Annotated in this window: 7 protein-coding genes; 4 read left to right on the top strand and 3 right to left on the bottom strand. The window is 52.0% G+C overall.

The window, feature by feature from the left end; all coding sequences use genetic code 11:
- Positions 1-6: 6 nt before the first annotated feature.
- The 3 genes from QZ303_RS08145 to QZ303_RS08135 form a co-directional block, all read right to left on the bottom strand.
- Complete coding sequence (locus tag QZ303_RS08145) at positions 7-3,405, bottom strand: SusC/RagA family TonB-linked outer membrane protein (RefSeq protein WP_295731535.1); 3,399 nt, start codon at positions 3,403-3,405, stop codon at positions 7-9.
- A gap of 166 nt (positions 3,406-3,571) precedes the next feature.
- A complete protein-coding gene (locus QZ303_RS08140; RefSeq protein ID WP_295731533.1) occupies positions 3,572-4,582 on the bottom strand; it encodes a FecR family protein in 1,011 nt (336 codons plus the stop codon).
- 48 nt (positions 4,583-4,630) lie between these two features.
- The gene (locus QZ303_RS08135) at positions 4,631-5,170 is read right to left on the bottom strand and encodes an RNA polymerase sigma-70 factor (protein WP_295731531.1); all 540 of its coding nucleotides are present in this window, start codon (positions 5,168-5,170) and stop codon (positions 4,631-4,633) included.
- A 405-nt stretch (positions 5,171-5,575) separates the two neighbouring features.
- Here QZ303_RS08135 and QZ303_RS08130 point away from each other — a divergent pair, with 405 nt between their 5' ends.
- The 4 genes from QZ303_RS08130 (at position 5,576) to QZ303_RS08115 (ending at position 12,311) form a co-directional block, all read left to right on the top strand.
- Complete coding sequence (locus QZ303_RS08130) at positions 5,576-6,715, top strand: DUF3575 domain-containing protein (protein ID WP_295731529.1); 1,140 nt, start codon at positions 5,576-5,578, stop codon at positions 6,713-6,715.
- Complete coding sequence (locus QZ303_RS08125) at positions 6,712-7,668, top strand: DUF5119 domain-containing protein (RefSeq protein WP_295731527.1); 957 nt, start codon at positions 6,712-6,714, stop codon at positions 7,666-7,668. Before QZ303_RS08130 ends, QZ303_RS08125 begins: the two co-directional genes overlap by 4 nt.
- 68 nt (positions 7,669-7,736) lie before the next feature.
- Positions 7,737-9,041: a fimbrillin family protein gene (locus QZ303_RS08120; RefSeq protein ID WP_295731525.1), complete on the top strand. Its 1,305-nt coding sequence runs from the start codon at positions 7,737-7,739 to the stop codon at positions 9,039-9,041.
- Between the two features lie 135 nt (positions 9,042-9,176).
- Positions 9,177-12,311, top strand: coding sequence for a fimbrillin family protein (locus tag QZ303_RS08115; RefSeq protein ID WP_295731523.1), 3,135 nt, complete (start codon positions 9,177-9,179; stop codon positions 12,309-12,311).
- The last annotated feature ends 432 nt before the right edge of the window (positions 12,312-12,743 follow it).

Here is a 12,743-nt window from a genome sequence, read left to right as displayed (position 1 = left end):
CATTCTTTAGAAGGTGAAATTGACGTTGAAGCCGAGTGAACGCTGCGAGGGCATGATGAAGTTGTCGATGCCCTGGTAGAAATTGTCGGTGGATGCCACCGATTCGGGATCGAACGGGGCTTTGTTGTAGATCATCCACAGGTTGCGCCCTACCAGCGACACCTTTATGTCGCATATGTCGGCGAGCCATTTGCGCGGGATGGCGTAGGTGACCGACGCTTCCTGGAGGCGGACGTTTGTGGCTGAATATGTGTTGTACTGCGGCACGTTGAGGATAGTCTCGTACCAGTTTTCGGGAGCCACTCGGTCGCCGCCGTTGACACTGACGAATCCGTGGTCACGGATATCGGCGGAAGCTTCCGACACACCGTAGCGGTCGAGGATTGCCTGGGTGCGCGAGTAGACGATACCGCCGAAGCGTGCGGTGACCATGGCGCTTGCAGAGAGGTTTTTCCAACGGAAGGTATTGCTCCAGGCCATGTTGCCCTTGGGGAGCACGCTGCCGAGCTTGATGTACTGGTTCTTGTCGTTGATGGCGCTCGTCTGCACGCGGTTGCTCTCATCGACGTAGATTGCGCCGTTGGAGTCGCGCAGCAGACCCACGGTAGAGTAGAGGTCGCCCATGCTGCCGCCCTGGCGCAGGATGAAGTGGGCGTTGCCGTAGCCTCCCATGTCGAGCATGTCGGCGGAGAACACCTCGCCTGTCTCAGGGTTGATGGCGTTGTCGGCCAGTTCGATGATCTTGTTGCGGTTCATCGAATAGGTCAGGCCGGTGCTCCACGAGAAATCGCCCCAAGTGTGGCTGTAGTTCAGGGCGAGTTCGATGCCCTGGTTGCGCACGGAGCCGGTCTGTATGTATATCTTGTCGTACTTGTTGACAGGGAGCTTTGGATCGAACGTCTGGTTTTTAGTCTCGGCGTAGTAATAGGTTGCGTCGAAAGTGAAGTCGTTGAGGAAACGGAAGTTCATGCCGACTTCCCAGGAGTTGGTGCGCTCGGGCTTGAGATTATACATAGGATACTGGGTGAGGATGCTCCATGAGCCTGTGCCCTTGTCCCACTGGTAGCGCGGGTTGGCGAGGTATCGGTTGAATGGTGTGCCCACCGATGCCCACGATCCGCGTATCTTCCAAAAGGAAAGGATTTCGGGATTCACGCCGGGGAGAAGCTCGGTCATGAGCACCGACAGGCCGACCGACGGGTAGAAGAATGATGAATTCTTCGAGTTGGGTCCGGCAAGCTGCGAAGGCCAGTCGTTACGTCCGGTGAGGGTAAGGTAGTATGTCGACCGGTAGCCTATATCGGCGGATGCGTAGAGCGACTGTGTCTGTTCGCGCCATCCGGTCTGCATGGGGTTGAGATGGTTGACCGAGAGGTTTTGCACGGCAAAGAAGTTGGGAAGCCCTACGGGTTCGCCTTTGAACGTGTCGGATCCGTCGGCGATAGGGCCTTCGATGCTCAGCTCGTCATAGCGCATGTCGGAGATAGAGCCGCCGAAGTTGGCCTGCACCGACCAGTCGGCCCCGAAGTTCTTGTTGAAGCTGAGGAGGAAGTCGGCGAACACCTGCTTGTCCTTGTAGCGGTTCATGCCGTAGAAGCCACGTTCGGATAGCCCGGTGAGCTGGTTGTTGGTCGTGGCGTAGTATTTGGTGGAGAGGTCGGCGTTGGAGTTGTCGATGCGCACGCGTCCTGAGAGCGTGAGGAAATCGAAAATCTTGTAGCTGAGGTTGGCTCCGAGCATGTAACGGTCCTTGGAGGTCTCGCGTAGGTTGCGGTAATTGACCCAGTAGGGGTTCTGCATGGTGAAGGCGTCGCTCAACGGCCAGTACTGGGTACTGATCTTGCGGGCCGGATCGTAACGCTCATACATTCGTATGTCCTCCCAGTCATTTCCGCGCGGAAAGAGGTATGCGCCGACGATAGGATTGGCGTACTCACCCTGGTTGACCATGTTGCGGTCGGTCTGATGGATGAAGCTGGCGTTGAGGTCGAGCGTCATGCGGTCCTGGAGAAAGGAGGTGGTGTTGCGTATGGTGAAGTTGTAGCGGTTGTAGCCGTTGTTGGGGACTATGCCTTTGGAGTTGAGGGCGGCTGCGGAGGCATAGGTCTGGTTCTTGTCGTTGCCGGTGGAGAACGTGGCCGACTGCGTGCTCACGAACCCGGTCTTGAGGTAGTCGCTTGCGATGTCGTAGCCGTAGGAGTTGGCCGCCGTCAGCGGGGCGCCCCAGCTGTAGGACGATCCGGGCACGTATGCGCCGCCGAGTCCGGTGCCGTAGCGGTTCTGGAACTTGGGGAGCACGAATGCGCGTGTGAAGTCCATGCTGCTGTTGACGGTTACCTTGGTCTTGCCTTTCTCGCCTTTCTTGGTGGTGATGACGATGGCGCCGTTGGCCGCGTCGCTACCGTAGAGGGCGGCAGCGGCTGCTCCGGTAAGCACCGACATTGACTCAATGTCGTCGGGGTTGATGTCGGCGATAGGCTCGGAGGTGCCCTGCGAGCCGAATTCGGTTGCCCCGCCGGAGTTGCCTGAACGCATCGGCATCCCGTCAATCACATAGAGCGCGTTGGACGACTGCATGATCGACTTGGTACCGCGCATCACCACTTTCGAGATGCCGCCGACACCGGAGGATGATGCGTTGATGTTTACGCCAGCCACTTTTCCGGCGAGTGAGTTGACGAAGTTGGCGTCCTTGTTCTCGGTGAGGAGGTCGCCGTTGATTTTCTGAACGTTGTAGCTGAGCGACTTCTGCTCGCGCTTGATGCCGAGGGCGGTGACCACGACCTCGTCGAGGGCTGTGGCGTTCTCCTGCATCTCTATGTTGATGTCGGTGGCATCTCCGACCTTCACCTCCTTGGGTGCGCATCCGAGATAGGAGAATGTGATGACCGAGCCTTTGGGGGCGCGGATTGAGTATTCGCCGTCGAGTCCGGTGGACACGCCTGTCTGAGTGCCCTTTACGAGCACGCTTACACCGATCATAGGCTCACCTTCGGCATCGAGCACATGGCCGGTGATGGTCTGCATCTCGCCGGTGGCGTCGGCTGTGGCCTTTTTGTTGACGGAGGATACCGGGATGATCTTGATGTATTTGCCGGAAATCTCGTAGGTGTAGCCCGTGCCTTTGAGGATGGTGCTGAGTGTGGTCGAAAGTTCGGCATTCTTGAGGTTGAGGGTCACCGGGGCTTTGCTGTCGAGCTGCGACTGGTTGAAGCCGATCGAGAATCCCGACTGTTTCTGCACTTCTTTTAGCGCCTCGGCCACGCCGATGTTCTTGCCTGCGATGCTGATGCGCGCATCCGGATCCTGTGCCATAAGCGGCGAGGCCGGAATCATTGTCGCCAGCAACAGGGCGATGACTGTGCGATTGAGCCGCGACGGCTTCTTCGTTACATGTCTTACCATTAGCTTGAAAATGATGAAATGTGTTGATTTTTAAGATATTAAATTCTTGTCAAGATGCGGGGAGAGGGATTCAAGAGGGGTGTGCAATTTCATGTCCCGCTCTGTAGTGGAACACTTTTTACCATGATACCGAATGTTGATGTACTTGTGGATTAGACTGTTGAGGTCATTGATAGGTCACGTGGCAGTCCTTTCCCGTGATGCTGTAGCGCACCCTCCCTCCCGACACGTCGGATATTATGCCCATCACCTCCGGAAGCGGGGCATTCTGAGGGAAGCGGAACGTATAGCGGTCGTCGGCAAAGGCTGCCGGAGAGTAGGAGAACCTATAGTCGAATTTGCGCTCTATTGTGCGCAGTATGTCGGGCACTGTAAGGTCGGTGAAAACCATTTCGCCATGCTGCCAGGCCGTTATGTCGTCGATGTCGGCATGCCGCAAAGATGCCTGCGATGTGCGCTTGTTGAACACGAGCTGCTGTCCGGGATGCAGGATGGCTTTTTCGGTGAGGTCGGAGTACTCTACCTTTACGCTCCCTTCGATGAGCGTGGCCGTCACTTCGTCATCGTCAGGATAGGCATTTATGTCAAACTCTGTTCCGAGAGCCGTCACCTGGAAATTGTCGCTCTTCACTATGAACGGATGGCGCTTGTCGTGGCTCACGTTGAACGACCCTTGCCCTATAAGATAGACGCATCTTTCTTCGCCTTCGAAGCGGTCGGGGTATATGAGCGTGCTGCCGGAATTGAGCAGCACCTCCGTGCCGTCAGGCAACAGGAAGGTATTGACCGTAGCGGTGGCCGTATGCTGCTGTATGATGTCGGCCGGCTCGTGGGTGCGGTTGAACAGAAACGCGCCTACCGTGACAAGTGCCATGACCGCAGCGGCGGCCTGCCATACACGGAGACGCCGGAGAGTTACGGAGGACGGGGCTAAAAAGAGACCGTTGGCCGACGCGAAGCGATGCCATGCCGTGTCGGTGCGGCGACGCGACAGGGAGGGATGTGCAGCGGCATCGCTCCACAAAGCATCCATAGCCTCGTCCTTGACGGAGCGGTCGGCATCATCGGCAAGCCATGCATGCACCTCCTTCTCGACTGCCGGGGAGCAGTCGCGTCGGGCAAAAGTGCGTATGACCCGGTTGATGTAATCTTTCTTTGTGTTGGGTATCGGTGACATTCTATTATATTCTAACTTAAGAAGAGGAAAGTACTGAGTCGTCGATGGTTAAAAATAGTTAACAGCAACCATTATGGCCACTATTGCTTTTATTTGCATCCGCAGGTCGTTGAGAGCCGAAAAAATATGGCTTTCTACCGTACGAACCGACAGACCGAGCATCTCGGCTATGTCCTTGTTGCTCATCCCTTCGAAGCGGCTCATGGCGAAAATCTGCCGACGCCTCGAAGGCATGCTTTCGATTGCCATATGTATGAGCAGCCGCAATTCCTCAAGATACATCTCTTCGGCGGGATTGAGCGTGTCGCCTATGATCTCCTTCGCAAGGATGTCATCGACGGGCTTGCCCATGGCCACAGGATCGACGTATTTCCGTTTCAGATGGTTGAGACATATGTTGCGCGTCATCCGGCATATATACCGGTCGATCTGCGGATTGTCCTGCCATATGTCTACCTTCGGCCATAGCGCGGCGAATACCTCCTGGGCTATGTCCTCGGCATCTTCCTCCCGCTTCACGAACATCAAAGCGAAGCGTCGGGCTACAGGATAATATCTCTTGAATATTTTCTTGAAAGTGTCTTGCATGGCTTACTCCTGTGTCAATAAAATGACTACTCCTTGATGATGAGTGCCTATAATATATTAAACAATGCAAGGTAGACTACTTAGCCTAAAACGGAATAATTATGTTAATTATTATTAATACACCGCAGCCCGGATATATCAATATCATTGTTAGATATTTTTAACAAAGTTAAACTAAATATTTTTTAAGCAAGATAAGATATATTTGTGTAATTTTGCAAGCGCAAAATATGGAAAGTCATTTTTTATTGAGGCTTTTCCGATTTATTTTAGGACTAATTAAATTTTAGTGTAGTAGAATTGGTGTATGATATGGGCTTTCTTACCCCCCCCCCGATATATAATCGGTTGTGCATCAAAAGATTAGCACACAAAAACTGCTCACTTGTTCATTATGTGGTGGTCATGATGGTCTCCACAATGATTTTGTGCATCAATTCTGCCATTGCGCAGGAAAGGAATATTGACAGTATATTTTCCTGCAAGGTATATTTCCAAAAATCATCATCACTTCTTGACAAGGATTATTCCGACAACAGATCGCATCTCGACAGCATTGCTTCAGCTCTTTCAGGAAAGTTGCGCGATCGGGTGGTTAGCATCGAGATATGCGGATCGGCCTCTCCGGAAGGAACGGTAGAATATAATCTTGATATCGCTCATAAACGGGCAGAAGCCGTAGCAGACGCTTTGGGTACTCTGCCGGTGAACCCGCACATATATGTCGGGCTTCCCGACGAGGGTTCTTCCGAATCATGGTCCCGGCTACGTAATGCATCTGTAAACATCTGCTATAAGGCAGAGCCAAATTACGGGAATAAGCTTGATGAAATATGTCGGTCCGATAGCAGTGATACGCTTTCACCTTTAACAACTTCAGTTCCCCATAGCACCAATGACACGAAGCCTATCGACAACACCGTTGCAGACGTCAACACACCAATAGAGGAAGATTTCAGGCTAAGTGAAAACCGGCATGCAGCCAACGGCTTTCGATTCCCGAAAATAATCCTCGGCACCAATCTCCTTTATGATCTTGCCATTACGCCAAACATTGGTGTAGGTGTATGTTTCCACGACAAGTTCACCATATATGCCGACTGGATGCATGCGTGGTGGAGCAATCGCGGAGCGCGTCGGTATTGGCGTATCTACGGGGGCGATGTGGAACTGCGCATGCAGCTCGGGCATGGACGTGGCGATAATCCTTTTTCCGGACACTATCTGGGCCTGTATGGTTCGATGGTGACCTACGACTTCCAGTTCGGTCGCAGTCATACCGGAGTGATTGCCGACAAATACAATTATGCAGTAGGCGTAAGTTACGGATACTCGCTTCCGATAGCCCGTAGGCTCAATCTCGATTTCGGGATAGGCATAGGGTATATGTGGGGACGATACATGAAGCAGCATCTGATGGATGAGCACGACGTGCTTATGTCGGTACATAAGCGCTCATGGTTCGGGCCTACACGGGTGGAAGTGGGCCTTTCATGGCTGATAGGACCTGACAATATCAACGGAGGGAAAGGAGGACACAGATGAACATCACGAGACGCATTGCCTCAGCGGCTGCCGAAACTATGGCCATACTGTACCTACTCGCCGTATTGACGGGATGCGAGCATCGCGAGCTATGCTACGACCATTCACATTGGGTCGACCTACATATCGAATTTGACTGGAGCGATTGCCCGGACGCAGACCCGCATTCGATGGTAACATACCTGTTTCCCGTCGACGGAGGTATCCCCCGATGCTATGAATTCGGAAATATCAACGGAGGCATAGTCCGGGCGCCCGCAGGCGCATACAATGCCGTGGCTTTCAACGGCGAGACGGAAACCATTTTGGAGACCGGAGACACATTCGACTCTTTCATGCTGACCACCGACGACGAAGAGCTGCTCGCTCCTCTGGGACGTGGCATCGAGGAGGCTCCCCGCCTCGAGCTTACGCGCGACCAACCTGTGAGAAAAGCACCTGACAAAGTGTGGTCCGCACGCTCGGAAAATGTCTATGTAGCTCCCGGAGTCCGGGGACAGAAAATAAGATTTACGCCGAATGAAGCAACGGTACGCTATCATGTGGTAATCAGACTCGAGGATGGCATAGGGCGCGCACCCGGAGTGAGCGCTGCGCTTTCAACGCTATCCGAGGGATACTCCCCCGCATCCGCCCACCCTGTAGGACGGCATGTCACGGTCCCTATCGCATTGAGAATTGCCGATGCTTCGACTCTTAAGGGGGATGTGGACCTTTTCGGACACTGCCACGACGGTACTGAGGGCAAACTGCATGTCCTTTCACTATATACGTCCAACAAATACTATTACAATTACGACGTTACAGATCAGATTCATGATGCACAGAACCCTCATGAGGTCACCATCGAGATAGAGGGGGTGAAGCTTCCGGAGGTTGACACCGGTGGCGGAATGATTCCCGACATAAACGACTGGACCGACATCATCGATACCGACATCAACATGAACTGACACATACAAGGCTGGTTATAGAGATTTAATCCAATCATTTTTTTAATACTTAATTAACAAAACGCAACATGAACATCAGAATTTCTGCCTTCGGGCTGACTGCGTTGCTTTTTGCAGCATCCTGCTCCAACGACGAAACGCAGTTGATCAACACCAATGGTGACGAAATCACCTTCAACACGCGCGTAAGCCGTGCCGTGGATGTAAGCAACGAAGCCGGGCAGCAGTTGGCTTCATTCAAGGTATGGGCACATGCTTCCGGATTCCCGGACAATCTATTTATCGACGGGTTGGTTGCAACAAAGCATTCAGAACATGATTATTATACTTTCGAACACTCCGTTTTCTGGCCTTCGGGCGTTAATTCCCTGGACGTATGGGCTGTATGGCCATATCGTACCGCAGAAGGTGATCCGGCTGCTTCTGATTATCAGATTGATTTTACCTCAGATAAACCCGTAATAAAAAACTTTGTACCCGATAAAGACATCACCACGCAGAAAGATATGGTAGCCGCATATATATCGCAGCCACGTTCGGCAGGAACCAGTATCCCTCTGAAATTCAACCACGCTCTTTCACAGATTGTGGTAAAGGCCACTCGTGGTGCAAACGGTGATAAATCTCAGACTGTGAAAATCAAGGGTGCATGGGTAGTCAATGCCCGTCCTCAAGGCAATCTGACATTCGTGGACGCAATAGGTGACGACAATACACGCCATATGTCCTGGGCAGCCGAAGGGGACAAGACTTACTATGGCATTGAATTTGATAATGCCAAGGAACTTAATCATGAAACCACCAATCTCCTTGCCAAGGAAAACGGCAACACACATATGCTTCTTGTGCCCCAGCAGCTTGACACCTGGAATCTCAATGACAACAAAGACAAGACTCAAAACAGCAAAAGGGGAGGTTATATACTTGTGCTCTGTCGTGTAGAGACAAAGCATCCAGGCGCCACACATGATGGCAGCAACGACGGCGTAAAACCTGGTAATGACAGCGACCCCAACCACTACCATCAGCTCTTCCCTTATACAGGGGAATACAAAGAGACCCAATATGGTTTCGCTTGCGTGCCCGTCAATACCAACTGGGAACCGGGCAAGAAATATGTCTACACGCTTACCTTCTGTGGTTACGACAGTGGCGCAGGCGTATACCCCCCTACCGCAAGAGTCGAGGAAATAAATGCAACACTCACAGGCAATGCTGATTATATAACCGCTATTCCCGAACCAGTTGCCGGTGTCAAAAAAGAAGTTGGCGACCCCGTGCTCGACAATCCAATACGTTTCACTGTCACTGTTGAGGATTGGACAGATGCATCCAATGACGGATGGACCAACGGGGACATTAACATGAACTGATTCCGGACGGTTACGTTCCCGGAATGACATTCCGATATTGCGGGAGGGGATGTTGCCGTTATCAGCCGATTGGCGGCAACATCCCCTCCATTTTTAATAATCATTATACTCAATCCATATCTTTTCATCACCGGTATGAAACCATTTTGCTATCGTAGCCTCTCAACGCTCGTATGTCGCGGCATCGCGATTGCAGCCACCATCGCCGTGACCACTTCTTGCGACGACACTCCGCTACCCGGATCGAGACAACATGTCTCGACCCACCCGGTTTTCGACGTGGAGATTCTTTCAGGCTGGAAAAATGGTATGATTCCAAAACGCAGCTCGGAGCCGGACATCGACATTGAGCGTATCGGACAGACTGATAAAGACGGCAAGCCCTTATATCTCGTCACAGAGCGACTTGCCATAAACGACTCGTCAGCCGTATCCAAGCCGATAATATCGCGTGGCACTTCATATTCGGGCACAAACATGCCGGAATCATTCGGACTTTCGGCCATATGCTATCCTTCGGGAGATACAGATACCGACCTTTCGGACATGACGGCTAATTTTGCCAACAACGTCATGGTAAAGCCCGGCGGAGGCGCGGCGGGAGAATGGAGTCCGGTGGAGCAACTTGACTGGGTCGGAAGCGGAAGGCTACGCTTCATGGGCTACGCCCCGTATGCCACCGGCGACAACGGCATAATCCACTCCTCTCCAGGAGAGACCGGCGCCCCGTGGATCGACTTCACGGTAAATCCCGTGGCATCTAAGCAAGTCGACCTGCTGCGTGCGAGGGCCGACTGTGCAGGTACCGGGACGCCGTCAGTGAAGATGGGGTTCGAGCATGCACTGGCAGCAGTGACGATAAAGACCGGCTCCGCCATGCTGGCGGGCAATGTGACATCAGTGACCCTCTCGGGAGTAGCCCTTGCCGGACGATTGTCGCTCGACACCGGAGTATGGACTCCAGTACAATTTTCGGAAGATGACGAAGTGACGGTGGATCTTCCGAAGAAACCCTCCGGATCCGATCAGGGAGTGAATCTTCCGGGAAAGGAAGATGAGACACGCCCTGCGTATACAGAAAACGGCACCAACATAGCGGGTGGCAACGGCGACGGCCTTACGCTGTTCATGATTCCGCAGACACTTGGCGACGAAGCGTCGCTATCCATAACGTTCACCGACCAATTGAGCGGGTTGACACACTCATTGACCGCTTCGATAGGCGGAAACGATAAAAAATGGGAGTCAGGCAATATGTACTCCTATTCGCTGTCGTCGACCGGCGTGGTGGTAGCCCCCGTGGTGGAAATAGAAGGCCTGCCGGCCACAGATGCAACTATACCTTACACCGGCGTGATCAGCAATCTGAAATACAAGGCGTATGTCACCGTCTACAGCTCGGAGGAAGAAAAGAAGGTGATCGATATCCCTCACACGATAAAATGGGGCACCTCGCCCGACGCAATGACAAACACAGGCAAATGGGTGTCGGATGTGCCTCAGACCAATGATGGCGATCCCACGCAACCGGAAGAGGGATATATCGTGCTTGGCGCTCAAGACGTATTTGCCAACGTGATGCGCCTGTCCGACACCTCCACGAAAAGGGGCACGCGTGGCGCGCCGCTCGACCTTACAAGCGCCGACAATCCGCGGGCCTACAAACCGGGCGAGACCGCCAACTGCTACATAATCGACCGCCCCGGCTACTACAAGCTACCTGTTGTCTACGGCAACGCATGGAGCAACGGGGCAGATAACAAACCTTCGTATACAGGAAATTCAAAAGGACTTAAATATTTCGCTGATCATCGCAATCAGCCGATAAATACATATAATATAAGGGAGCAGATAAAAAATTACGGCTGCACCCTGAAAGATGCGTTCCTGCTGTGGCAGGACTCTCCCGGTCTTGTCGACAAGATTGAGCTTATATCCGTGGCCGGAGCGGCTCCGGATTCAATACGTTTCCGTGTGCGTCCGGAGACCCTCGCCCAGGGCAACTCGGTGATAGCGTTGCGCGACTCCAACGGCGACATAGTATGGAGCTGGCACATATGGGCCACCGACTTCGACTGGAGTAAAAGTAAAACCCTGACCACGGTCAGTGCTAAGGCCGGCGATATGATCAACGACAAAGAAAAAGTTGAGGGAGAAGCCGGTGCGGGCGGCAAGGAATATAGCTTCCCACCCTCTACGCTCGGATACTGCAAGAGCCATACCGGAGTCTCTCCACGGACCATATATATGAAGATAGAGTTTGACCTGCATGAGGCCGACGGATCGAAGTTCTCAGTCGACGAGGTCGGAGAAAACACCATGCGTTTCGTTCAAGATAAGATTGTGGCCTCCCTTGCAGGAGACAACACATACTACATGTATGGACGTAAGGATCCAATGCAGCCCGGAGTATACGATAAAGCGGACAATTATTATTATCACTATAAATATGAGGGTCAGAACCACCAGATAATAATAAACGACAAAACTTATACCTCTCCAAGCAACTCTAATGGAGAGTTTACCATGCTCAATAAACCACTTTTTGATTCTCCGGGAGGATATGAGTTTACACGTACTCCGGACGATGACGGATTGAGCATAGGCGCTACGATAAGACATCCAAACTGGTTTCACCTTGGAAGAAGCGATACCTCCGACCTACGTAACCATTGGCATAGCCTCACCGGCAATAAAGAACCATATACGGCAAGTTACATAGATGATGAAAATCTATTCTGCAACATCTGGAATGCAAAGGCCTTGGAAGCCGGAAGCCAATATAAAGTCTCCCTGTCAAATGAAATAGAAGTTGCCAAGACTATATACGACCCTTCACCGGCCGGTTTTCATGTTCCGCATGCCAACGCGTTTTCCGGAATGGTGCCACCTAAATCAAGCGGATCACCTTATACCACCAATCCCATTAAGTGGAATCCTACTTCACGTTGCTGGACATTTAGTGGACAAAATAATGGAAACGGAGATCAGCTCACCTTGTACGCGACCGGCCTCAGGGATATGATTGTCAACAGCACGAACATACATTTTCTGCCGGAAGAACTTGAGGGAACCACATGGAGTGCATTTTCCATGATTACTTTTATCGCAAGCTCTACTTTGTTTAAAGGTAGTGCAGGATATCAGTTGCTGATATTTGGAATAGACAATCGTAGATCGGCGACCCAGTTCGACAAGATAAGTTGCAGGTCATGCTGGGGTTCCAATGACAGCTACGGACTAACCGTATGGCCTGTAGCGGAAAAGTGAATACTGCCTCAAATATAGAAACATGTGATGTCGCCTCTTCGCTGTGTGCTCCGTGCGTCATTCTATAGTCAGACCTGTCGGACCAGTCCGACCCACACGTGTCCCAAGAAAAATTTAACAAATTGAATTTGTATGCAAGCCAACAGTATCCAATAGCAATTTGCCATATCAATCTGCCCCGAGTGTAAGAAGGTCGCATAGAATTATGGCAATTGCCAGTTGCCACAACTTAATGAATTTATGCGGTCTTTAAATCCTCCGCACCGGAAAATGCAACCAGCAACAGTGGTTATCTTGCAGCTATAATCATTTGTTAATTTTTTCTTGGTACACCTGTGCGTCTGACCGGTCCGACGATTTTGGCTGTGTAGAATTTCAAATTATTACTGTCCGCTAAACTTTAGAGGGCGATTGAAAAATAGGACCGATTCC

The sequence above is a fragment of the uncultured Muribaculum sp. genome (assembly GCF_910583865.1).
Lineage (GTDB): Bacteria > Bacteroidota > Bacteroidia > Bacteroidales > Muribaculaceae > Muribaculum.
The sequence above is the reverse complement of the archived record's forward strand: the minus strand, read 5'-3'. Positions and strand labels throughout refer to the sequence as shown.

What these genes read in the sequence shown, in the direction of transcription:
- QZ303_RS08145 (WP_295731535.1), bottom strand. Translation starts at nt 3,405, where the DNA reads ATGGTAAGACATGTAACGAAGAAGCCGTCGCGGCTCAATCGCACAGTC.
- QZ303_RS08140 (WP_295731533.1), bottom strand. Translation starts at nt 4,582, where the DNA reads ATGTCACCGATACCCAACACAAAGAAAGATTACATCAACCGGGTCATA.
- QZ303_RS08135 (WP_295731531.1), bottom strand. Translation starts at nt 5,170, where the DNA reads ATGCAAGACACTTTCAAGAAAATATTCAAGAGATATTATCCTGTAGCC.
- QZ303_RS08130 (WP_295731529.1), top strand. Translation starts at nt 5,576, where the DNA reads ATGATGGTCTCCACAATGATTTTGTGCATCAATTCTGCCATTGCGCAG.
- QZ303_RS08125 (WP_295731527.1), top strand. Translation starts at nt 6,712, where the DNA reads ATGAACATCACGAGACGCATTGCCTCAGCGGCTGCCGAAACTATGGCC.
- QZ303_RS08120 (WP_295731525.1), top strand. Translation starts at nt 7,737, where the DNA reads ATGAACATCAGAATTTCTGCCTTCGGGCTGACTGCGTTGCTTTTTGCA.
- QZ303_RS08115 (WP_295731523.1), top strand. Translation starts at nt 9,177, where the DNA reads ATGAAACCATTTTGCTATCGTAGCCTCTCAACGCTCGTATGTCGCGGC.